Source organism: Rhodanobacter sp. DHG33, assembly GCF_014843005.1.
GTDB lineage: Bacteria > Pseudomonadota > Gammaproteobacteria > Xanthomonadales > Rhodanobacteraceae > Rhodanobacter_A.
In genome coordinates this window covers 383004-405399 of record NZ_JACYXM010000004.1, presented here as the reverse complement: position 1 = coordinate 405399, position 22396 = coordinate 383004, and the positions used below count along the sequence as shown (strand labels likewise).

Genomic DNA, 22396 nt, shown 5'->3' with positions numbered 1-22396 from the left:
CTCCGGGGCTTGCCGCTTGCAACGCGCGAACCGGCGTCGGGGCATACAGGACTTGGATGCCGCGGCGCGGCTCGAAGTTCCTCATGTGTTGCCTTCCCCTTGCGGGCAAGGGGAAGGCACAGCGTTTGTTCAGCCCGTGGTCTCGATGCGCTCCACGCGGCGCAGTCCGCGCGGCAGCAGGCCGCCGCGGGTGGCGCGGTTGCCGCCGTACTCGACCAGGTCGGCCCATTTCAGGGTGAGCTTGCGCGCACCGGCGTACATGGTGACCTCGCCCTTGCCCTCGGCCACCACGGCGATGCCGGCCACGCGCTCGCCTTCCGTGAGCTGTTTCTTCGGCACGTCGATCAGCTTGTTGCCCTTGCCCTTGTCCAGTTCCGGCAGCTCGGCCACGGAGAACATCAGCAGGTGGCCTTCGGTGGTGACCACCACGATGCGGTCGCGCGCCGGGTCGGCGCTGGCCTGAGGCGCCAGCACCTTGGCGCCGTCGCTGAGCGAGATGATCTGCTTGCCGGCCTTGTTGCGGCCGGTGAGCGCCTCGAAGCGGGTGACGAAGCCGTAGCCGAAATCGGTGGCGAGGATCAGCCGCGTGTCGTTGTCGCCGGCAATCAGCGCGTCGAAGCTGGCGCCCGCCGGCGGCGTGAAGCGGCCGGTGAGGGGGTCGCCGTTGCCGCGCGCCGAGGGCAGCGTATGCGCGGGCGTGGAGTAGCTGCGGCCGGTGGAGTCGATCACCGCCACCTGCTGGGTGGTGCGCGCCTTGGCGGTGGCGAGCAGGCCGTCGCCTTCGCGGTAGCTCAGGCCTTCGGCGTCGATGTCGTGGCCCTTGGCGGCGCGGATCCAGCCCTTCTGGCTCAGCACCACGGTGACCGGCTCGCTGGCCACCAGCGCGCTCTCGTCCAGCGCCTGCGCGGCCTCGCGTTCGACCAGCGGCGAACGGCGTGCGTCGCCGTATTTCTCGGCGTCGGCGCGCAGTTCTTCCTTGATCAGGCTCCTGAGCTTGGTGGGCGATTTCAGCAGCACGTTGATGCGCGCGCGCTCTTCTTCGAGCTGGTCGCGCTCGGCGTTGATCTTCATTTCCTCGAGACGGGCCAGCTGGCGCAGGCGGGTTTCGAGGATGTAGTCGGTCTGCTCCTCGCTGAGGCCGAAGCGCGCCATCAGCACGGCCTTCGGCTCTTCCTCGGTGCGGATGATGCGGATCACTTCATCCAGGTTGAGGTAGGCGATGCGCAGGCCTTCCAGCAGGTGCAGGCGGCGCTCCACCTTGGCCAGGCGGTGGTTGAGGCGACGCGTGACCGTGTTGGTGCGGAACGCCAGCCATTCGGTGAGGATCTTCTTGAGGTCCTTCACCTGCGGACGGCCGTCCAGGCCGATCATGTTGAGGTTGACGCGGAAGCTCTTCTCGAGGTCCGTGGTGGCGAACAGGTGCGGCATCAGCTCGTCGGCGTCGACGCGGTTGGAACGCGGCACCAGCACCAGGCGGATCGGGTTCTCGTGGTCGGACTCGTCACGCAGGTCCTCGATCATCGGCAGCTTCTTCGCGCGCATCTGCGCAGCGATCTGCTCGAGGATCTTCGACGGGCTGACCTGGTGCGGCAGCGCGGTGATGACGATGTTGCCTTCCTCGCGCACGTACACCGCGCGGGCGCGCACCGAGCCGATGCCGTTCTGGTACATCGCCAGCAGTTCGTTGCGCGAGGTGATGATCTCCGCCTCGGTGGGATAGTCGGGGCCCTTCACGTGCTCGCAGAGATCGGCCACCGTCGCGTCGGGCTCGTCGAGCAGCCGGATGCAGGCGGACACCAGTTCGCGCAGGTTGTGCGGCGGGATGTCGGTGGCCATGCCCACCGCGATGCCCATCGAGCCGTTGAGCAACACGTGCGGCACACGCGCGGGCAGCCACGAGGGTTCTTCCAGCGTGCCGTCGAAGTTCGGCACCCAGTCCACCGTGCCCTGGCCCAGCTCGCCCAGCAGCGCCTCGGCGATGGGGCTGAGCTTGGACTCGGTGTAGCGCATCGCCGCGAAGCTCTTCGGGTCGTCCGGCGAGCCGAAGTTGCCCTGGCCGTCCACCAGCGGGTAGCGGTAGGAGAACGGCTGCGCCATCAGCACCATCGCCTCGTAGCACGAGGTGTCGCCGTGCGGATGGAACTTGCCGATCACGTCGCCGATGGTGCGCGCGGATTTCTTGGGCTTGCTGCTGGCGGCCAGGCCCAGTTCGCTCATCGCGTACACGATGCGCCGTTGCACCGGCTTCAGGCCGTCGCCTACGAAAGGCAGGGCGCGGTCCAGCACCACGTACATCGAATAGTCGAGGTAGGCGCGCTCTGCGTATTCCTTGAGCGGGATCTGTTCGTAGTTGGCTTGCAGGTTCATGCAGGGGGATTCGGGTGCGGGTAACTGGCGGATGGTGCCAGATCGGCCGGGTGGGGGACAGCTTGACGCAGGGCGTATTGCTGCGGGGCGGGCTCGGGTGTCAGCGATGGCGGCGCCGGGGCTCCGGGCTCGCCGCGCCGGGCAAAAAGCCCGGTAGGTGGAGTTCCGAGCCCGGATCGTCGAGCAAAAAGCTCGGCAGGAGGAGCTCCGGACTCGACCCGCCGAGCAAAGAGCTCAGCAGCTGGAGTTCCCGGCTCGGGGCGCCGAGCAAAAAGCCTGGCAGGCGGAGCTCCGGACTCGGCTCGCCGAGCAAAGAGCTCGGTAGCTGGAGTTCCCAGCTCGGGACGCCGAGCAAAAAGCTCGGTAGCTGGAGTTCCCAGCTCGGGACGCCGAGCAAAAAGCTCGGCAGATGGAGCTCCGGGCTCGGGTCACCGAGCAAAGAGCCCGGCGTGCGGAGCTCCGGACTCGGGCAGTCGAGCAAAAAGCCCGGCGGGTGGAATGAAGACTCGCAGCGCCAGGCAAAACGCCGCCTCAGCGCGGCACGTGCAGCCCCCCCGGCACCCCTTCCGGGCTCATCACCAGCTGCCACAGTTGGTCGCGCCGCGTGCGGAACACGGCGGCGGAGGCGGCGAGGTAGTAGTGCCACATGCGGCGGAAGCGTTCGTCGTAGGTCTGCGCGAGCTGCGGCCAGGCGGCGTCGAAGTTGGCGCGCCAGGCGGTGAGCGTGCGGTCGTAGTCGGTGCCGAAGTTGTGCCAGTCCTCGACCACGAACAGCCCTTCCAGCGCGGCCGTCACCTGGCTGGCCGCGGGAATCATCGAATTGGGAAAGATGTATTTCTCGATCCACGGATCGGGGCGCGCGGGCGTGTTGTTGCTGCCGATGCAGTGCAGCAGCGAGAGGCCGCCTTCCTTCAGGCAGCGCCGCACCGTCTCGAAGTAGGCGCGGTAGTTCTTTCCGCCGACGTGTTCGAACATGCCGATGGAGTACACCGCGTCGAAGGGTTCGTCGAGCTCGTGGTAGTCCTGCAGGCGGATCTCGATCGGCAGCCCCTTGCACAGCTCGCGGGCGAATTCGGCCTGCTGCTGCGAGATGGTGACGCCCACGCCTTCGACGCCGTAGTGCTCCGCCGCGTACTTCAGCGCCTCGCCCCAGCCGCAGCCGATGTCGAGCACGCGCTGGCCGGGTTTCAGCTGCAGCTTGCGGCACACCAGGTCGAGCTTGGCCGCCTGCGCGTCGTCGAGGTTGCCGGCCTGCGCCCAGTAGCCGCAGGAGTACACCAGCCGCTTGCCCAGCATGGCGTTGAACAGGTCGTTGCCGAGGTCGTAGTGCACCTTGCCGACTTCGAAGCTGTGCTCGCCGCGCTGCAGGTTGATGAAGCGCGCCTTGAAGTGCGAGATCAGGGTGTCCAGCGTCTTGAGGTGTTCGTCCAGGTGCGAGGCGAGCAGCCGGGTCATGAAGCCGGGCAGATCGTCCACGTCCCACCAGCCGTCCATGTAGCCTTCACCCAGGCCGAGCGATCCGTGCGCGAACACGCGCGCGTAGAGGCGTTCGTCGTGCACGCGCAGGTCGGTGGGCGCATCGCCGTCGATGCGGATGCCGGCGTGCTGCAGCAGGTCGCCGGCGCGTTGCCGCAGTGAATCCTGGCTCATGTGGCTCATGCTGCTTATTCCTTGGTGAGGATGCCGAACTGGACGGGTTCGAGAGCGTAGACCAGCTCCACGTCGGCCTCGCGCACCAGGTCGAGCAGGACGCGTGCCTGCTTCTCGCGCAGCAGGAATTCGATCTTCACCGGCAGGTCGTCGGCCAGTTCGAAGAAGGTCTCCTGGTGCACCACGCTGTGGCGACCGAAACCGGCGACGGCGCGGAATACCGAGCCGCCGCCGAACTTGTGCTTCTTGGCCTGTTCCAGCAGCCATTCGGACAGCAGCAGGTCCTCGTGCCGGGCGTGGGCGTGGGTGTAGAAGCGCAGATAGACACCGTCGACCAGGGTTTCCGAGCTCATACCGTTTCCTTCGAATCAGTGGGCGTCCGTAGGGCGACGCAGGATGCTTCGGATAAGGAAGATGCCGAACAAGGTGAGCAGCAGCGTGCCGAAGAGGTGGGCTGCCACATGCAGACCAAACCACATGTACTGTCCACGCAAGATCAAGGTGTTGGCTTCGGCGGAAAAGGTGGAGAAGGTGGTCAGGCCGCCCAGGAAGCCGGTGGCGGCGAACAGGCGCACGGCCGGCGGCAGGGCCTGGGAGCGCTCGAACAGGCCCATCAGGCAGCCCATGAGCAGGCCGCCGACGAGGTTGGCGGCGAGCGTGCCGGGCGGCAGATCGGGGAAGAGGTGGTTGAGCAGCACGGCCAGGATCCAGCGCAGCCAGCAACCCAGCAGGCCACCCAGGCCCACGGCGAGGAATCCGGAGAAATTCACGGCGCGTTCTCCCGGCGGGTGCTGCGGCGATTCGGGGCGTTTCGCATCGGCATGTCAGTGCAGCACGCTATGGACGAGGGCGATGCCGAGCATGGTCAGCGCCAGCGTGCCGGCCAGGTGCGCCATCACGTGGATGAAGGTCCATAGCGTCTGCCGGCGCAGCAGCAGCGTGTTGGCCTCGGCGGAAAAGGTCGAAAAAGTGGTCAGGCCACCGAGAAGGCCGGTGGTGACGAACAGTTGCGCCGCCTGCGGTATCGCCGGGTAGTGGCTGAACACGGCCATCACCAGGCCCATGACGATGCCGCCGACCAGGTTGGCGGTCAGCGTGCCCAGCGGCAGGGTCGGGAACACCGGGTTCAGCAGCACGCCCAGCGCCCAGCGCAGCCAGCAGCCGAGCATGCCGCCCAGGCCCACGGCAACGAATCCAGCAAAACTCACGGGTGGCATCTCCTGTCTGCATGGCGATGGTTCGCGACGACAGGCACGCCTGCGCCGCCGGAATCCGGTGGTGCAGGCATCATCAGCTTCGGTGCTTTCGCACGTGGGCGGTTCGTTCCGCGCGCAACGCATGGCGGAACGGGAGGCATGCCATCTCCCTCATGAGCCGGCATGCTAGCCGATGGGGTAGGCCCGGGGTCAAGCCACGCCGGGCGGTGCGGCGATCACGTCGTCGCGCATCGCCCGCGCCAGTGTGAGCGAACGGTAGGTGGTGAGCCTGGCGTGTCGCCACACCGATTCGTCCACGGTCTCGTTGATGCCGTTGCCGATCACCCGGCCGAACCGCGGCTTGAACAGCTTGTAGATACCGCCCATGAATTCGCCGTAGGAGTCGCGCGGTATGCCGAGCGCGGCATCGGCAGCCGGGGCGACCAGCGTGGTGCAGGCCAGCCCGGCGGCCATCGCCTTGCGCTGCAGCCAGGCCAGCGGCAGGTCCGGCAGCGGGTCGGGGCTGCGGCCGGCGCCGTCGTGGTCGTTGCCGCCGCCCACGTCGGCGTGCGCGCCCACGAACCAGCGCTGCTCCACCTCGATCTGCTCGGGCTTCTTCGCGGTGGGCGACTCGCCGGGAGCGAGCATCGCGGGGTTGCGCACCCACTTGGCCGGGGCGAAGTCGGCGCGGTGTTCGTCCAGCGCCAGGGCCTGGTAGGCGTGCTTGACGATGTAGCTGATGTCGGTGTCGTGGAACTGGTAGCGCGCACGGGCGTACGGAAACCACGCGGCGGTGTGCGGGATGCCCAGCGAACCCACGGTGTCCCACACGCCGACGAAATGGATGTCCGTCTCCACCGAGTGCGCGGCGCGCCAGGCTGTCGCGTCGTCGTCGCCGGGCTTGATCGCAGTGTCGCGGTAGAACGCGTAGGCGGCTGTCACCGCGGCATCGGTGATGGCGCCGTTGCCGTCGCGGCGCAGCAGGCCGCACTTGCGGATCAGGCCGCCGAGGCTGCGCGCGGTATAGGCTCCGCGGCTGAAGCCGAACAGCCAGATTTCGTCGCCGGGTTGCCATTGCTCGCACAACCAGCGGTAACCGTCCTTCACGTTGCCGGAGAGGCCGTAGCCGAACGCGCCGCCGAGCAGGTGGGCCATGCCCGGCGCCACGCCTACGCCGGGGATGTAGTTGACGAGCTGCTCGACGCCGGCTGCATCGCGCGGCGCGATCAGCCGGCACAGACGCTCGACGTTGGTGTTCGACTCGGGCTTGTTCCAGGTGCCGTCGAACAGGGCCACCAGCCTGCGTGTGCTCATGTCGTCCTCCGTGTCGGCATGCGGCGGCATCCCTCTGTCAGGTGTTGGTGCGTCGAGCCATCGTCCGCGCCCGGCAGGGCGCGGACGTTGCGCCACGTCACAGCACCGGCGAATCGTTCCCCAGCATGGCCTTGCGCACGATGACGATCGGGGCGAAGCCCTGCTGCATGAAGGCGTTGTGGAAACGCTCGAGGTTGAAGTCCTTGCCCTGCTTCTTCTGCACGTCGGCGCGCAGCTTGAGGATCTCCAGCTTGCCCAGCGTGTAGTAGAGGTAGGTGGGGTCGGAGGTGCCGCGCTTGGTTTCCACTTCGCCCACGGCGCGCGACTGGTAGCCTTCCTTGACGAAGAAAGCTATGGCCTGGTCCATCGTCATCTGGCCCGTGTGCAGCTTGATGCCGACGATGAAGCGCGCGTTGCGCAGCAGCGCGTCCTGCAGCTGGCCGAGGCGCAGCAGCAGTTGCTGGCGGTGATCGTTCGGGTAGAGGTACTGCGCCAGCCCTTCGTCCAGCATCATCTGTTCGCAGTAGTGCGCCCAGCCTTCCACGTTGGTGTTCGCGCCCAGCAGCTTGCGTACGCGGTCGTCCAGGTGATGCATCCAGAGGAACTGCACGTAGTGGCCCGGGTAGGCCTCGTGCGTGGCCACGCTGTTGATCACCGGATAGCTGAACTGCGCCATGAATTCGTCGGTGTGCTGCTTGTCCCACGACGGGTCGGGCAGGGTGACGTTGAGGTAGGCCTCCTTCGCCACCGTCTCGTACGGCCCGGGCGTGTCCATCGAGGCGAAGGTGGTGGCGCGCATGAAGGGCGGCGTTTCCTCCACCAGGGGCAGCACGTCGGAGGGAATCGTGATGATGTGCTGTTGCCGGATGAAGGTCACCAGCTTGCCGAGGCTGTCGCGGAACACGGTCAGCAGCTTGTCCGGCGCGGGATGGTCGGCGGCCAGTTCGGCCAGCACCTGCTGCGGCGTCTTGGTGGGGTCGAGCTCGTGCGCCACCTTGGCGAACTGCTGCTGGTTGGCGTGCATGTTCGCGGTGTCGATGGCAATCAGCTGGTCGAGTGGCAGGGTGACCATCTCGTCGTACTTCAGCTTGTCGCGGTAGGCCTGCGCGCCGAGGCGGAAGTCGCCGTGCGAGCGCGGGAGCACATCGGTCTTCAGCCAGCTCTGGTAATCCTGCAGGGCCTTGATGACCGCGCTGTTGCTGTCGGCGAACTGCTGCTTGAGCGTCGCGTCGGTGACGTCGGCGAAGGCCGAGGGCACGTCGTGCTGGAAGAAATCCACCAGCCCGGGCAGCTGTTCCAGCGCGATCTGCGTGTAGATCGCCGGCGGGTTGTCGAGGTTCTTGCGCGCGTCGGCCAGGGCACCGGGCATCTGCTTCTCGCGGGAGATCAGCGCGCGCAGCCGCGTCTCGGGCGAGGCGAACTTGCGCTCCATCAGGGTGAACGCGCTGCTGGTGATGCCGCTGGAATAGGTGTCGGGGTTCTTTTGCCACGGCCGGATGGTCTGCAGCGTGAGCAGGGTGCTGCGGATGTTGTTGAGCACCAGCTCGCGGTCGCCGCGGATGAACTGGCCGAGCGTGTTCGGATCGACGGCCGCAACGCGCGCCTCCCACTGCTTCAGCGCCTTGACGTTGGCGTCCACGCCGGCGCGCGAGTAGTCCTCCAGCTTGCCGTCCCATGCATGGAAACCGTCGGATGTGGCGGTGCTGGGGTTGGTGGGGAAGTAGTAGGTGTCGAAATACTGGTCGGCCAGATGCGTGAAGGCCTGGTCGGCGGCGGCGGGGTCGGCCGGCACGGGCTGTGCGGCGAAGGCGGTGCTGCCCAGTGGCAGGGCGAGGGCAATGGCGCAGGCGATCCGGCTGAGCGGTTTCATCGGGGTTCCCCATGGTGGCGAGTCGCGTCGCACGCGGGCGGTGCGACAACCGGGGAAGCCTAGCGCACGACGCGGCACGATGCGCCGCGCTTCCGCTCACAGATGCGCGGCGAGCTCCCGCGCCACGGCATCGGGCGCGAGGTCGTAGGCGGCGATCACGTGGTTGCCGGGGCCGTAGGGGCCCCATTCGTCGGCGCGCGTGGTGGTGAAGATGCCCAGCGTGGGTACGCGCGAGGCGTAGGCGAGATGCATGATGCCGCAGTCGAGGCTGAGGTAGCCGTCGAGGTTGGCGAGCACCCCGCCGAGCTGGCGCAGATCGGTGGAGAAGTAGCTGGGGTAGCGCGAGTCCAGCATGGAGTGGCCGCTCATCGGCACGATCTCCACCAGCCGCCAATCCGGGCGCAGCTGTTCCAGCGTCCTGAGCAGGGGATTCCACCAGTCCGTGCCGAGCAGCTTGGGCCCGGTGGCGTTGGCGAATACGCCGATGACCTTGCGGTGCGCTGGATCGGCAGGCGCAGTGGCGAGCACATGCTCCAGCACGCGCCGGCCCTGCGCGCGCTCGGCGTCGTCGAGGCGCAGGTCGGGTACGGGGTAGTCGGTTTCGGTGCTCACGCCGAGCGCCTTGCGCAGCAGGTACACCGGGCGCTGGCCCTTGTTCTGCACGTGCTCGGGCACTTCGACCGCGTGCGTCACGCTGCCGCTCTTCTTGCGGCCGCTGAAACCCAGCGTCCAGGTGGCGCGCGCCTTCAGCAGCAGCAGGCGGCCGGTCTGCGACTGCGGGTCGGCGTCGATGGCGAGGTCGTAGTGCGCCTTGCGCATGCCGCGCGTGGCGCGCAGCCACTGGATCGGGTGGCCGAAACCGTGCGCGGGCAGCTGGAACACCTGGCTCACGCGGTCATAGTGGCCGTACAGCACCTCGCCCACCTGGCTGCGCGTGACGATGTCGATCTCGGCGCCCGGATAGGTGGCCTCCAGTTCCTGGATCAGCGGCGTCAGCAGCAGGGCATTGCCCAGCGTGTGGCTGACGTGGCAGACGAGGATGCGATAGATGCCGCGGCGCGGCAGCGGTTCGCCGCTGGGCTCGGCGCCCTTGCCGTACAGCAGGCGCATCAGGCCGCGCGCCATGCGGCGGCGCAGATGGTCGAGGTCGAAGGAGTCGTGCGGTGATCGCGCCACGGCGTGCCTGCAAAGGGAAAAGAGTCAGTCGGCAGCGCGCATCGTAGCGTCAGGCGCGACGGAAGGCTTGCCCTCGTGCGTGAGCAGGCCGCGCTCGACCAGCCAGCGCCGTGCGTTCTCCGCGTCCTGCTCGAACCATGCGCGAGTGGAGCCGAGCCGGAAGTTGTAACCCCAGGCGTCCATGTCCGTCATCAGGCGTACGCGGCCCACGCCGGGCAGTTCGTCGGCCAGCACGATCTGCAGGTAGCAGGTGGCGTCCTCTTCCTCGATGGAATCGGTGGCGTCGGTATGCACGGCTGCGCGCCGTTCCGAGGGCAGCACGATCAGGTGGCAGGCCTCGTGCAGCAGCGAATGCACCGGCGTGTCGCCGCGCGCGTACACGGTATGGCCGATGATGCCGGCTTCCTCGTCGCCCCAGTAGCTGCCGGGAATCGGCGTGCCGTCGTCCACGCGCTGCAGGGCGAGGCCATAGCGGACGAGCAGCGGAGCGGGCACGGATTCGCCGATGTCGGCGAGGCGCAGCACGCCGTGATCGGGAGGGGTGTTGATCATGGGGGAACGCCGCCCGCCGCTGGCGGGCAGCGATGCGTTCAGCCGGCTGGGGTGGACGCGGCCTTGCCTTCGGGCAGCGCCACCGAGAGTTCCAGCACCTCGTGTCCGCTGTCGTGCTCGACGTTGATGTTGATCGCATCGAGATCGACGTGGACGTACTTCTTGATGACTTCAAGCAACTCGTTGCGCAGCAGCGGCAGGTAGTCCGGCGCGCCGCGGGTGGAGCGCTCCTGCGCCACGATGATGCGCAGGCGTTCCTTGGCGACACCGGCAGTGGGTTCGGGCTTGCGTTTCAGGAAGTCGAGAATGCCCATCGGCTCAGCCTCCGAATACGCGTTGCAGGAAGCCCTTCTTCGGCACTTCCAGGAAGCGCAGTGCGCGCTCCTCGCCAAGGATGCGGGCCACGGTGTCGTGGTAGGCATGGCCAGCGTTGGAGGCCTCGTCGAGGATCACCGGCACGCCCGAGTTGGAGGCGGCCAGCACCTGCTCGGATTCCGGGATCACGCCCACCACGGTGATGCCGAGGATCTCCTCGACGTCCTTCACGCTGAGCATGTCGCCGCTGGCCACGCGTGCGGGGTTGTAGCGGGTCAGCAGCAGGTGCTGCTTGACGGTAGAGCCATCGGCGCGTTCGGCATGGCGGGTCTTGCTGGCGAGCAAACCGAGAATGCGGTCGGAGTCGCGCACGGAGGACACTTCCGGGTTGACCACCACCACCGCCATGTCGGCGAAGTACATCGCCAGGTGCGCGCCCTTCTCGATGCCGGCGGGCGAGTCGCACACGATGTAGTCGAAACCGTCTTCGGACAGGCCGTCGAGCACCTTCTCCACGCCTTCCTGGGTCAGCGCGTCCTTGTCGCGGGTCTGGCTGGCAGCCAGCACGTAGAGGTTCTCGTGACGCTTGTCCTTGATCAGCGCCTGCTTCAGCGTGGCCTCGCCGTGCACGACGTTGACGAAGTCGTACACCACGCGGCGCTCGCAGCCCATGATGAGGTCGAGGTTGCGCAGGCCGACGTCGAAGTCGATCACCGCGACCTTCTTGCCGGCCATCGCGAGGCCGGTGGCGAGCGAAGCGCTGGTCGTGGTCTTGCCGACGCCGCCCTTGCCCGAAGTGACAACTATGATTTCAGCGGTCAAGGAACCATCTCCCGGTTACGTTTATTGTCGTTGTGGGTGTCGCGCCTGCGTGCGGTCAGAGTTTGGCCAGCAGCAGTTTTTCCCCTTCCAGCCAGCATCGCACGGACTGGCCTTCGAGGTCTTTAGGAATCTGCTCGAACACGCGGTAGTGGCCGGCGATGGCCACCAGTTCGGCGCGGAAATCGTGCACGAAGATGCGCGCGTCGGTGTCGCCCTGCGCGCCGGCCATCGCGCGGCCGCGCAGGCTGCCGTAGATGTGGATGTCGCCGTCGGCGATCACTTCGGCGCCATTGGCGACGATGCCGGTGACCACGAGATCGCGGTCGCGCGCGTAGATCTGCTGGCCCGAGCGCACGGCGCCGTCGTGGTGCAGCGAGCCTTCCGTCCGACCGGGGGCGGCTTCGGGCGGCGCCGCTGCCTGCGCCGTTTCGTGCACCGGTGCGGGAGCCGGGGCCGCGGCCGGCGCGGGGGCGCCGTCCGCAGGCTCGTAGGCGGCGCGGAATTTCGCGATCAGCGGCAGGCCCATGCGCTTGGCCAGCGCCTCGGTCTCGCTGGTGCCGTAGGCCAGGCCCACCGGCAGCATGCCGGCGCTGCGCACCGCTTCCAGCAGGGCGTCGACGGCGCCGTCGTCGGGCAGCTTCAGCAGGTGGCTGAGGTCCAGCACCACGGCGGCGCGGGCGAACAGCTGCGGCGCGGAACGCACGCGGCGCTCCAGTTCCTCGCACAACGCGGCGGCGTCCACGCGCTTGATGCGCACGTTGGCGATGCCCACCTGGCCGAAGCGCAGGTCGCAGGCATCGGCGGTATCCATTTTTGCATTCAAGAGTGGCGCTCCCCGGCGATGCGGCGCGGGCTGGGTGTCGGGGTGGAGTGCAGGCGCTCGGCCAGCCAGGGCACGTCGGGCAGGCCGCCGTGCGCCAGCCAAGTTTCGCGTACGTAGGTATAGCTGGGCAGTTCCTTGGCGAGCAGGCTCACCTGGCGGCCCTTCGACCCCATGCGTTGCTGCCCCACTTCCTGGAACCCGTAGGTGCCGTGGAACAGCACGACCACGTCGTCGCGCGGCTCCAGAAAGACCTCGCAGGCCAGCTTCGGCACGCGCACCTCGGCGTAGCTGGTCACGTCGCAATAGAAGATGCGGCCCAGGCCGTGGCGGCGGTAGGTGTTGGCGATCACGATCCGGTCGATGTACAGGAACGCCGGGTACCGCTCGCTGAACCAGCGGTAGTTCGGGCTCTGGTAGTCGCTGTCTTCGCGCAGGGCGATCAGGAAGCCGGCGATGTGGCCGTCGATCTCGGCCACGCGGAAGTAGTCGGCGCGCTCGAAAAAGTAGCGCAGCTGCACGGCGTCGAGGGCGATGATGGATTGACCGCCGGCGTTGTTGAGGGCCAGCACGGCGTCAAGGTCGTGCTCGCTGACGTCGCGGATGGCGAGGGCCATTCGTTGCTCCGCAGGATGAAGATGAACCAAGGCCGGCACGGCCTCATGGCAAGTGCGCATTATGGCATGCACCCGGCGGGGGTACACCTCGCGTTGCCACATGTAAAGACGCCGTAAAACGGCTGCGTGCCTTTCGGCAGGGATGACTTCCCGCGCATTGCGCAGGCCCGGCGGGTGTCCAATGATGCACGGCATGTTCCAGGTCAATTTCAGCCATATCCGGCTACTGCGCTTTGCCGGATTGTTCACCTATCTGTGTGTGGGCACGCCGCTGCTCACGCATTGGGCGACCGATCGCCTGAGCCTGCTGCACCGTTCCGATTTCGCCTTGCCGCTGTGGTCGCTCTGCTACCTGGTGTTCGGCGTGCTGTATTGGGCGGTGACCTACGACCTCGGTTCGCGCCGCCACCTCGGCCTGCGCCTGCTCGGCCTGATGCTGATGACGCTCGCGTCGATGGCGATCGGCTGGTACAGCCACAGCGGCATCACCGCGATGTTCCTGGCGGTGATGGCGATGGTGCTGCCGTGGCTGCTGCCGTTCTGGCTGGGCGTGCTGTGCATGGTGCTGCAGAACGCCTGCCTGGTGGCGGTGTTCACGCGCTTCCCGGAATACCCCTCGCTGGCGCTGGCCTTCCTGCAGACCATCATCTACCTGGGCATCTGCGCGCTGGCCTTCGTCGCGTCGATGGTGGCGAGCCGGCAGACCGACGAGCGCGAGGCCTTGCGGCGGCTCAACACGGAGCTGCGCGCCACCCGCGCGCTGCTGGCCGAATCCAGCCGGCTGGCCGAGCGCATGCGCATCGCGCGCGAGCTGCACGACCTGATCGGCCACCACCTCACGGCCTTGAGCCTGAACCTGGAAGTCGCCAGCCACGTCTGCAACGAGGATGCCGGCGCGCACGTGCGCAAGGCGCAGGCCACCGCCAAGCATTTGCTGGCCGACGTGCGCGAGGCGGTGAGCGAGCTGCGCCAGGACGACGCGATCGACCTGACCCAGGCGCTGCGCAGCCTGACCGAGGGCGTACCGGGCCTGAACGTGCAGGTGTCGATGCCGCCGCGTTTCAGCGTGGAGGATCCGCGTCGCGCGCAGGTGCTGCTGCGCTGTGCGCAGGAAATCATCACCAATGCCGCCAAGCATGCCGGCGCGCGTAACCTGTGGCTGACCTTTGCCTATGCCGGGCCCAGCCTGCTGGGCCTGCATGCGCGCGACGACGGCCGTGGCGCGGTGCAGCCGGCGGCAGGCAACGGCCTGTCGGGCATGCGCGAGCGGCTGGCCGAATTCGGCGGCAGCCTGGTGCTGGAAACCGCGCCGGGAGAAGGCTTCGCGCTTACCGTACGGTTGCCGCTGGGCGAGCAGCCGGAGCTGGCGCACGCGCCGTCGCGCGTCGAGCCGCCCGCATTGAGTGTGCCGTGATGCACGTTTCCGGTTCGCTCCGCCCGGTTTCCGCATGCCAGAATGTTCCGGCTCGAAAGCCGCATTGTTCCCCTTGCTGCCTGCCGCCGCGCCGGCAGGACGACCGTTTCGAGGATCCGCGATGATTTCCGTCTGTCTCGTCGATGACCAGAACCTGGTGCGCCAGGGTGTGCGCTCGCTGCTCGATCTGGCCCAGGACATCCGCGTGGTGGCCGAGTGCGCCGACGGCGCGCAGGCGGTGCAGGAGATCCCGCGCGTCAAGCCCGACGTGGTGCTGCTGGACCTGCGCATGCCGAACATGAGCGGCCTGGAAGTGCTGCAGGCGCTGTCCGGGCGCAACGAGTTGCCGCCGACCATCATCCTCACCACGTTCGACGACGACCAGCTGGTGCTGCAGGGCCTGAAAGCCGGCGCGCGCGGGTACCTGCTCAAGGACGTCTCGCTGGAACAACTGGTGGAAGCGGTGCGCACCGTGGCCGCGGGCGGCTCGCTGGTGGCGCCGATGGTTACCCAGCGCCTGCTGGCCGGCGTGGGCCGCATGCAGAACCAGTTCACCAGCCTGGAACAACCCGACCCGCTCACCGAGCGCGAGACGGAAATCCTGCGCCTGCTCTCCGGCGGCTACTCCAACAAGGAGATCGCCAACTCGCTGAAGGTGGCCGAGGGCACGGTGAAGAACCACGTCTCCAACATCCTCTCCAAGCTGGGCGTGCGCGACCGTACCCGGGCGGTGCTGAAGGCGCTGGAACTGGGCATCGTCTGAGGCCTTGCGCGGCGGGCCCCGTGCGCTTGCGGACGATGCGGCGGCGCGATGCCGCAGCGAGTCGGCAAGCCTGCCGCAACAATGACTTGCGGCCGTCCAAATGGCCGATCGTGGCCCGATGGCGTTCCGGCGCCTGAACCAGTACCATCCAGAGCTTCGGCACTTGCCGACCCCGTCTTTTACCGCGATCGAGCCACCGTCAGGTTCGCGCGATGGCTGGGGCAACACTGAGTACCGCGTACAGACGCTCGGAGACCTTGGAATGATGCGTGATCGTGTTCTTGAATTCTTGGCGGCGTGCGCCATCGTCGTCGGCATCGGCGTGCTCGCTGCGGTGGTAATGCCCGGCAGCGGCCACATCGAGCGCTCGATGGTGGTTGGCAAGGACATGCGCCAGGTCTATGACGTGCTGGACAATTTCCACCGCCTGCCCGAGTACTCGGTGCTGACCTCGAGCGACCCGGACATCAAGTACACCTATTCCGGCAAGGCCTATGGCCCCGGCGCCGAGGTGAGCTGGAACAGCAGCAATGTCACCGTGGGCAACGGCTCGCTGACCATCGACAGTGCCACCCCGGATTTCGACAAGGTCGACGGTACCGCCAAGACCGCGCAGATCGTGTGGGACCTGGACAACAACTGGAAGGGCTACGACAAGACCTTCACCATCGCGCTGGAGCGCCAGGGCAACCGCAACCAGCTCACCAACATCACCTGGTCGTATGACGTGAAGTACGGCTGGAACCTGGTGAACCGCTTCGCCAACCTGTACATCCACGGCGATCCCGACGCGTTCATCCAGTACGGCCTCAACAACGTGCAGAACGTGCTGGCTTCGGTGCCGAACGTCAACTACGGCAACCTGATTCCGTACATCCGCCAGACCGAGCAGGCCCCGGTGCTGCTGGTGCCCGTCACGATCCAGATCAAGGACGGCAACGACGCCTACAACGACGCCGTCAGCAAGTCCGTTGCGGCGATCCTGGCCACGGCGAAGAAGCTGGGCGTGAACGTCACCGGCCCGCGCATCGTGTTCACCACGAACTACGGCGATACCGAGTACAGCTTCGACGTGGCGATGCCGATCGACTCGAGCAGCATCAACGTCAACGGCCAGACCCAGCAGCTCACCCCGCCGACCCCGCCCGCCGCGAACGCGCTGCCGGCCGATGCCGGCACCGCGGCCACGCCGGCTGCTCCCGCCGCGCTGAATCCGGGCGACCATGACACGCTGGGCCGCCTGGTGGTCGATGGCGACGTCCGCGCCACCCTGGCGTTCGGTGGTCCCGCACTCGAAGGCGTGTGGAACGGCACCTTCGTCGGCGTGCGCTCGACCCGCGACGAGCTGAAGGCCTATGCACTGACCCATGGCTACAAGTTCGACGAAACGGCGAACCGCAGCTACGACATCGAAGCCAAGCCGGCCGTGAAGGACGCACAGGGCAACATCACGAGCTACCCCGAGTACGACGTGTACCTGCCGATCACCAATGCGCCGGACCAGACCCCGGAGCAGGCCGCAGGCATCAAGCAGCCGACCCTGGACACCGCCCCGGCCAGCTCCGGCACGGCGGCGGCTCCGGCCAGCGCCGGCAGCGCCCCGGCCCCGGCCAGCACGGCCCCGGCAGCGGCGCCCGCGCCCGCGGCCAAGCCTGAGGCCAAGCACCCGGCCAAGCATCACGGCAAGCACTGAGTCCGCTCCCGCTTCACCGAAAGGCCCTTCCTCGCGAAGGGCCTTTTTTATTGCCCGCACTCGGCGCTGCTCCGATGGCATGCGGGACGGCAGTGCTGCCGTTTCGATGCACGAAGGAACCTTCCGCGCCTCATGCGGTACATTGCGGTGATCCCTTTGCCTGCCACGCCATGATCGAAACCGAACGACTCACCCGCCGCTACGGCAACTTCACCGCGGTGGACGCGCTGAGCATCCGCGCCGAGCCGGGGCAGGTGCTGGGGTTGCTCGGTCCCAACGGCGCGGGCAAATCGACCGCCATGCGCATGATCGCGGGCTTCCTCGCGCCCAGCGCCGGCACGGCGCGGGTCTGCGGGCACGACGTGCAGCGCGAGCCGCTGGCGGCCCGTCGCGCGCTGGGCTACCTGCCGGAGGGCGCGCCCAGCTACGGCGAGATGACGGTACGCGAGTTCCTGGTGTTCATCGCGCGCATGCGCCGGCTCGGCGCGGACGTGGGGCGCCGCCGCTTCGACGAGGTGGTGGGCTGGCTGCAGCTCGAAGACGTGCTGGAGGCCGGCATCGACACGCTGTCCAAGGGCCTGCGCCGGCGCGTGGGACTGGCGCAGGCGATCCTGCACGATCCGCCGGTGCTGATGCTGGACGAACCCACCGACGGCCTCGACCCGAACCAGAAGCACACCGTGCGCCAGCTGATCGACGCGATGGCGCGCGAGCGCACCATCCTGATCTCCACGCACCTGCTGGAGGAAGTGCATGCGCTGTGCAACCGCGTGGTGATTCTCGCGCACGGCCGCCTGCAGGCCGACGCCACGCCGGCCGAGCTGGAGGCGCGGTCGCGCTACCACGGAGCCGTGTCGTTCAGCGCGCCGGGCAGCGGCGTGTCGCAGGAAATGCTGGGACGGCTGCCGCAGGTGGCGGCGATCGAGGTGGATCCGCTGGACGGGCGCATCACCGTGTTCCCGAAACCCGGCGCACGCATTCTGGAGCCGGTGGAGCAGCTGTTGCGCGAGCAGGGGCTGGAGGTTTCCGAGATCCAGCTCGAACGCGGCCGGCTGGACGAGGTGTTCCGCCAGATCACCACCGCGCCGCAGGGAGCGCAGGCATGAGCCCGGTCAACGCGGTGATGCGGCGCGAGCTGCGCAGCTTTTTCGTGACGCCGCTGGCCTGGGTGTTCCTGGTGATCTTCCTGGTGCTGGCGGGCATCCTCACGTTCTACACCGGCGACTTCTACGAACGCGGGCAGGCCGATCTGCAGCCGTTCTTCATGATGCACCCTTGGCTGTACCTGATCCTGGTGCCTGCGGTCACCATGCGCATGTGGGCGGAGGAGGCCAAGGGCGGCACGCTGGAACTGCTGCTGACGCTGCCGCAGACGCTGTGGCAGGCCATGCTGGGCAAGTTCCTCGCGGCATGGCTGTTCATCGGGTTGGCGCTGGCGTTGACCTTCCCGATCTGGCTCACCGTGAACTATCTCGGCACGCCCGACAACGGCGTGATCTTCGCGGGGTACCTCGCGAGCTGGCTGATGGCGGGCAGCTTCGTGGCGATCGGCGCCTGCCTGTCCGCGCTCACCCGCAGCCAGGTGGTGGCCTTCGTGCTCACCGCGGTGGTCTGCGTGCTGCTGATCCTGGCCGGGCAGCCGCAGGTGCTGGACTTCTTCTCCGGCGCGCTGCCGCGCAGGCTCATCAACGCACTGGCCTACCTCAGCATGCTGCGGCATTTCGAGGCGATCGCGCGCGGCGTGCTGGACTTGCGTGACGTGGCCTATTTCGCACTCAGCATCATCGGCTGGCTGGTCGCCGGCGTGTTGCTGCTCGAACTGAAGCGGGTGCGCTGATGGCCCGCATGCAATTGCCGAAAGCGTTCACCAGCCCGCTGCGCGTGAGCCGGCGCGCAGCGATCTATGCGGCGCTGGCGCTGCTGACCCTCGTGTTCGTCTCGCTGATTGTGTCGAGCGGACACTGGTTGCGCGTGCGGCGCATCGATCTCACCGCCGACCGTCTTTACACGCTCTCGCCCGGCACCGTGCAGATCGTCGAAGGTTTGCAGCGACCCATCCGGCTTACGCTGTATTTCTCGGAGCACGCCACCCGCGACCTGCCCAAGCTGCGCAGCTACGAACAGCGCGTGCGCGACACGCTGCAGGAGATCGCCGCGCGTTCGCACGGGCGCGTGCAGCTGCAGGTGATCGATCCGGTGCCGTATTCGGACGACGAGGCCAGCGCGGAAAGCGTGGGCCTCACGCCTTTCAGCGGCGGCAGCAACGGCGAGCGGGTGTTCTTCGGCCTCGCCGGCAGTGTGTACTCCGCCGACGTCGACGGCGACGGGGCCGAGAGCGCGGCGCCAGAGCGTTCGCTGGCGGTGCCGTTCTTCGACCCGACGCGCGAGTCCTTCCTCGAATACGACATCGCCAAGCTGCTGTATGAGCTCAACCAGCCCAGCAAGCAGCACATCGGCGTCATCAGCTCGCTGCCGGTGGAAGGCAACCCGGTGCTGGGCCAGCAGCCGTGGGTGGCCGTGCAGCAGCTGGACCAGCTGTTCGACGTGCAGACCCTGGACCCCGCCAGTCTTAAGCAGGTGGGCAAAGACATCAGCGTGCTGCTGCTGATTCATCCGAAACACCTGTCGGACGACGCGCTGTATGCGATCGACCAGTACGTGCTGCGCGGCGGCCACCTGGTGGTGTTCGTCGACCCCGACGCGGAGATGGACGATGCGCAGGGCGATCCGGCTGCCGGTGCGTTGCCCGACCGCAGCTCCGACCTGCCGCGCCTGTTCGCGGCCTGGGGCGTGCGCTACGACCCGCACGCCGTGGTGCTCGACCGCTCGCATGCGCTGAGCATCGAGCTGGGCGGCAACAGCGTCAGCCATCCGGCCATGCTCGGGCTGGATACGCAGCAGCTCAACCGCGACGACGTGGTCACGGCGAGCCTGCAGCGCCTCGACCTCTCGACCGCCGGGCACTTCGACCTCGAGGGCAGTGCGAATACACGGCTGATACCGCTGCTGCAGAGCACGACCGATGCCGAGGTGATGCCGGTGCAGCGTGTGCTGCAGGCGGACGGCAATCCGTCGCTGCTCCTGCAGGACTACAAGCCGGACAACACCAACTACGTGCTGGCCGCACGCCTGCGCGGCAGTTTCGTCAGTGCGTTCCCGGAACGCGCGAAACAGCCCGGACACCTGGCGCAGTCCGCGCCCGGCGACGAGGTGATCCTGGTCGCCGACACCGACCTGCTCAGCGACCGCCTATGGGTGGTGCCGCAAACGATGCTCGGCCAGGTCGTGATGCAGCCGTTCGCCAACAACGGCGAATTCCTGGGCAACCTGGTGGACAACCTCAGCGGCTCCTCGGCGTTGCTGTCGATACGCGGCCGTTCCACGTCGCAGCGTCCGTTCACGCGCGTGGAGGCCTTGCGCAGCGTGGCCGACCAGAAGTTCCTGCAGAAAGAGCAGGAGCTGGAGCGAGAACTGGCCGAGACGCGGCAGCGGCTGGAAGAACTGCAGCCGGGCAAGGTCGGCAGCCATGCCGGCAGCGTGGGCGCCGAGCAGCGTCAGGAAATCGAGCAGTTCCGCCGGCGCCAGCTGGCGATCAACAAGGAACTGCGCGACGTGCAGCACCAGCTCAATGCCGAGATCGATGCGCTAGGGATACGGCTGAAGGTCATCAACATCGTGCTGGTGCCTGCGTTGGTAGCGCTGCTGGGACTGCTGTACGGCTGGCGGCGCACCCGTCGCAACCGGCGACGCAGGTGATGGCGACGCTGCTGAAATGGCTCGTGCCGTGGGAGTTCTCGTGGGTGTTCCTCGCGAGTTTCCTCGTGGCCGGCGTGCTGTACTGGCGCGGCAGCCGACGCCTCCGCGTGAGCTTCGCGCGGCGTGCGGCGTTCTGGACCGGCATGGCCATCATCTGGCTCACGCTGCAGACCTATCTCGATTTCTATGCGGAGCACGAGTTCCTCGTGCACCGCCTGCAGCAGTTGTTGCTGCATCACCTCACGCCGATGCTGATCTGCGCCTCGTATCCGGCCGGCGTAATGCGCGCCGGCCTGCCGCTGCGCTGGCGGTTGCGCTGGCTGAAGACACTGCGGCGTTCGTGGCCGTGGCGGGTGGTCGGCGGCGTGCTGTTCCAGCCGATGGTGGCGTCGGTGCTGTTCGTGTTCTTCGTGCTGATCTGGCTGGTGCCGTCGATGCAGACGCTGGCCATGCTGGACTGGCGCGTCTACCGCTTCATGAACTGGACGATGCTGCTCAGCGGCCTGATCTACTGGTCGCTGGTCGTCGACCATCGCCCGCATCCGCCCGGACGCATGGGGGCGGGTATGCGCGTGCTGTCCCCGGGCATCACCATGGCGCCGCAGATCCTCGCCGGCGCCATCGTCACGTTCTCGCGCACGGATCTCTATCCGATCTTCGAGATATGCGGCCGCGCATTCACGTTCAATGTGCTCACCGGGCAGATGGTCGGCGGAGTGATCACCTGGGTGCCTGCCGCGCTGATCGAATCCTTCGGCGCGCTGCTGGCGCTGCGCCAGTGGCTGCGGCTGTCGCGCAGCGGGCGCCTGCCGCGCAAGACGTGGCAGACGAGGCGTCCGGTCATGGCGCGCGACTGAAAGCGCCGGAGTGCGTGCGCCCGCGGCGACCGGCGAATCGAAACGCCAGATTCGCAGACGGCACGCCGCTCTTTCGCTTGCTCAGCCGCCGAGCGCGCTGGCCGGCCGCGCGACGAAATCCACCGGCAACGTGGAACCGTCGCTGAACTTCAGCGTGATGCGCACCGTGTCGCCGGGCTGCACCGGGTGCTTCGCGTCCATCAGCATCAGGTGATAGCCGCCGGGTGCGAGCGCCTGCGTGCCATGGGCGGGAATCGGCATCGCGTCGACCATCGCCATGCGGCTGGTGCCGCCGGTCTCCGAACTCCGGTGCAGCATCGCCATGCCGTATGCGGCGCTGTCGGCGCCGGTCAGGGCGATGGGCTTGTCGCCGTCGTTACGCAGCAGCGCGTAGGCGCCAGCCGGCAGGGCGCCAGGCAATACGCGGATCCATGCCTGGCTGGCGCTGACGTGCGGCGCCGTGCCGGCGTGCACGAGTCCGGCGCAGAGCACGCAGGCCAGCAACGCGAAGCCGCGCTTCACGGCGAAGTCCCGCCGGTCAGCAGCAGCTTGAGGTCGTGCACCAGATCCTCCGGCGGTGCATTGGCGGAGAGCACGCGTGCGTGACCGTTCTGATCGAACACGTAGATCGCCGAGCTGTGGGTGACCTCGTAATTGCCGCCCGCGCCGGACGGCTCGCGGGTGAAGGCGGAGCGGTAGCGCTTGCTCAGCGCCTCGATCGCGCCGGGGCTGCCGGTGAGGCCCACGGTGTGTTTGTCGAAGGCGTTGACGTAGGCGTGCAGTGCGGCGGGCGTGTCGCGCGCCGGATCGACGCTGACGAACAGGATGCGCACGTCGTTGGATTGCGGGCCCAGCTTCTGCAGCGTCGCGTGCAGCTGCGCCAGCGTGAGCGGGCAGACATCGGGGCAGTGCGTGTAGCCGAAGTACAGCAGCGCCACCTTGCCGCGATAGTCGGCGGCGGTCACGGCCTTGCCGTTGTCGTCGGTGAGCTGGAACTGCAGGTCCGGCATGTGCCCGCGGATGTTGGTGAGCTTGAACGGCAGATCGTCGCTGCGCTGGCAACCGGCCAGCAGCAGGACGCAGGCCAATGACAGCAAGAGCATGGCGACACGCGGAGCGCGCGGGAACTTCATGGGAGAATCCGTGGGCTGCAATCGCCCAAGCATACGCTAGCGATCGCGCCGGACGACATCTGCCTTCGGAGCCACGCCATG

22 protein-coding genes and 1 riboswitch are annotated in these 22396 nt (G+C 67.6%); of the genes, 7 read left to right on the top strand and 15 right to left on the bottom strand.

Annotated features, from left to right (window positions below):
• Positions 1-129: 129 nt before the first annotated feature.
• The 13 genes from parC to IHE46_RS09675 form a co-directional block, all read right to left on the bottom strand.
• On the bottom strand, positions 130-2367 hold the full coding sequence (gene parC / locus IHE46_RS09735; RefSeq protein ID WP_192164431.1) for a DNA topoisomerase IV subunit A: 2238 nt from the start codon (positions 2365-2367) through the stop codon (positions 130-132).
• Positions 2368-2898: 531 nt separating this feature from the next.
• Positions 2899-4017, bottom strand: coding sequence for a cyclopropane fatty acyl phospholipid synthase (gene cfa, locus IHE46_RS09730; protein WP_192164608.1), 1119 nt, complete (start codon positions 4015-4017; stop codon positions 2899-2901).
• Positions 4018-4031: 14 nt separating this feature from the next.
• Positions 4032-4370 (bottom strand): DUF190 domain-containing protein, encoded by a 339-nt coding sequence (locus tag IHE46_RS09725; protein ID WP_192164430.1) that lies wholly within the window; start codon positions 4368-4370, stop codon positions 4032-4034.
• A 15-nt stretch (positions 4371-4385) separates the two neighbouring features.
• Positions 4386-4787, bottom strand: coding sequence for a fluoride efflux transporter CrcB (gene crcB, locus IHE46_RS09720; protein ID WP_192164429.1), 402 nt, complete (start codon positions 4785-4787; stop codon positions 4386-4388).
• A 54-nt stretch (positions 4788-4841) separates the two neighbouring features.
• Positions 4842-5225 carry a fluoride efflux transporter CrcB gene (gene crcB / locus IHE46_RS09715; RefSeq protein WP_192164428.1) on the bottom strand — a complete coding sequence of 128 codons (384 nt, stop codon included), beginning with the start codon at positions 5223-5225 and terminating at the stop codon, positions 4842-4844.
• A 66-nt stretch (positions 5226-5291) separates the two neighbouring features.
• Positions 5292-5392: riboswitch (Fluoride riboswitch) on the bottom strand.
• A gap of 31 nt (positions 5393-5423) precedes the next feature.
• Complete coding sequence (locus IHE46_RS09710) at positions 5424-6527, bottom strand: DUF2235 domain-containing protein (RefSeq protein WP_192164427.1); 1104 nt, start codon at positions 6525-6527, stop codon at positions 5424-5426.
• Positions 6528-6624: 97 nt separating this feature from the next.
• Positions 6625-8397 carry a DUF885 domain-containing protein gene (locus IHE46_RS09705; protein WP_192164426.1) on the bottom strand — a complete coding sequence of 591 codons (1773 nt, stop codon included), beginning with the start codon at positions 8395-8397 and terminating at the stop codon, positions 6625-6627.
• A 96-nt stretch (positions 8398-8493) separates the two neighbouring features.
• Positions 8494-9573, bottom strand: a complete 1080-nt coding sequence (locus IHE46_RS17220; RefSeq protein WP_192164425.1) for a glycosyltransferase family 9 protein — start codon at positions 9571-9573, stop codon at positions 8494-8496.
• A 24-nt stretch (positions 9574-9597) separates the two neighbouring features.
• The gene (locus tag IHE46_RS09695) at positions 9598-10125 is read right to left on the bottom strand and encodes a hypothetical protein (protein WP_192164424.1); all 528 of its coding nucleotides are present in this window, start codon (positions 10123-10125) and stop codon (positions 9598-9600) included.
• 38 nt (positions 10126-10163) lie between these two features.
• Positions 10164-10439 carry a cell division topological specificity factor MinE gene (gene minE / locus IHE46_RS09690; protein WP_192164423.1) on the bottom strand — a complete coding sequence of 92 codons (276 nt, stop codon included), beginning with the start codon at positions 10437-10439 and terminating at the stop codon, positions 10164-10166.
• A 4-nt stretch (positions 10440-10443) separates the two neighbouring features.
• Positions 10444-11262 carry a septum site-determining protein MinD gene (minD, locus tag IHE46_RS09685; RefSeq protein WP_192164422.1) on the bottom strand — a complete coding sequence of 273 codons (819 nt, stop codon included), beginning with the start codon at positions 11260-11262 and terminating at the stop codon, positions 10444-10446.
• A gap of 55 nt (positions 11263-11317) precedes the next feature.
• Positions 11318-12085 (bottom strand): septum site-determining protein MinC, encoded by a 768-nt coding sequence (gene minC, locus IHE46_RS09680; protein WP_192164421.1) that lies wholly within the window; start codon positions 12083-12085, stop codon positions 11318-11320.
• On the bottom strand, positions 12082-12699 hold the full coding sequence (locus IHE46_RS09675) for a GNAT family N-acetyltransferase (protein WP_192164420.1): 618 nt from the start codon (positions 12697-12699) through the stop codon (positions 12082-12084). Before IHE46_RS09675 ends, minC begins: the two co-directional genes overlap by 4 nt.
• 193 nt (positions 12700-12892) lie before the next feature.
• Between IHE46_RS09675 and IHE46_RS09670 the strand changes: the two genes are divergently transcribed.
• The 7 genes from IHE46_RS09670 (at position 12893) to IHE46_RS09640 (ending at position 21182) form a co-directional block, all read left to right on the top strand.
• The gene (locus tag IHE46_RS09670; protein ID WP_225562931.1) at positions 12893-14113 is read left to right on the top strand and encodes a sensor histidine kinase; all 1221 of its coding nucleotides are present in this window, start codon (positions 12893-12895) and stop codon (positions 14111-14113) included.
• Positions 14114-14234: 121 nt separating this feature from the next.
• Complete coding sequence (locus IHE46_RS09665; protein WP_192164418.1) at positions 14235-14876, top strand: response regulator transcription factor; 642 nt, start codon at positions 14235-14237, stop codon at positions 14874-14876.
• 265 nt (positions 14877-15141) lie between these two features.
• Positions 15142-16569 carry a polyketide cyclase gene (locus IHE46_RS09660; RefSeq protein ID WP_343230014.1) on the top strand — a complete coding sequence of 476 codons (1428 nt, stop codon included), beginning with the start codon at positions 15142-15144 and terminating at the stop codon, positions 16567-16569.
• Positions 16570-16739: 170 nt separating this feature from the next.
• Positions 16740-17675, top strand: a complete 936-nt coding sequence (locus IHE46_RS09655) for an ABC transporter ATP-binding protein (protein WP_192164416.1) — start codon at positions 16740-16742, stop codon at positions 17673-17675.
• Positions 17672-18406, top strand: a complete 735-nt coding sequence (locus IHE46_RS09650) for an ABC transporter permease subunit (RefSeq protein ID WP_192164415.1) — start codon at positions 17672-17674, stop codon at positions 18404-18406. Before IHE46_RS09655 ends, IHE46_RS09650 begins: the two co-directional genes overlap by 4 nt.
• Positions 18406-20325, top strand: coding sequence for a GldG family protein (locus IHE46_RS09645; protein ID WP_192164414.1), 1920 nt, complete (start codon positions 18406-18408; stop codon positions 20323-20325). Before IHE46_RS09650 ends, IHE46_RS09645 begins: the two co-directional genes overlap by 1 nt.
• Positions 20322-21182, top strand: a complete 861-nt coding sequence (locus IHE46_RS09640; RefSeq protein ID WP_192164413.1) for a cytochrome c oxidase assembly protein — start codon at positions 20322-20324, stop codon at positions 21180-21182. The genes IHE46_RS09645 and IHE46_RS09640 overlap by 4 nt, the downstream gene beginning before the upstream one ends.
• An 81-nt stretch (positions 21183-21263) precedes the next feature.
• Here the strand turns inward: IHE46_RS09640 and IHE46_RS09635 are convergent, their stop codons facing one another.
• Positions 21264-21704 carry a copper chaperone PCu(A)C gene (locus tag IHE46_RS09635; protein ID WP_192164412.1) on the bottom strand — a complete coding sequence of 147 codons (441 nt, stop codon included), beginning with the start codon at positions 21702-21704 and terminating at the stop codon, positions 21264-21266.
• Positions 21701-22315: an SCO family protein gene (locus IHE46_RS09630; protein WP_192164411.1), complete on the bottom strand. Its 615-nt coding sequence runs from the start codon at positions 22313-22315 to the stop codon at positions 21701-21703. Before IHE46_RS09630 ends, IHE46_RS09635 begins: the two co-directional genes overlap by 4 nt.
• Between the last annotated feature and the right edge of the window lie 81 nt (positions 22316-22396).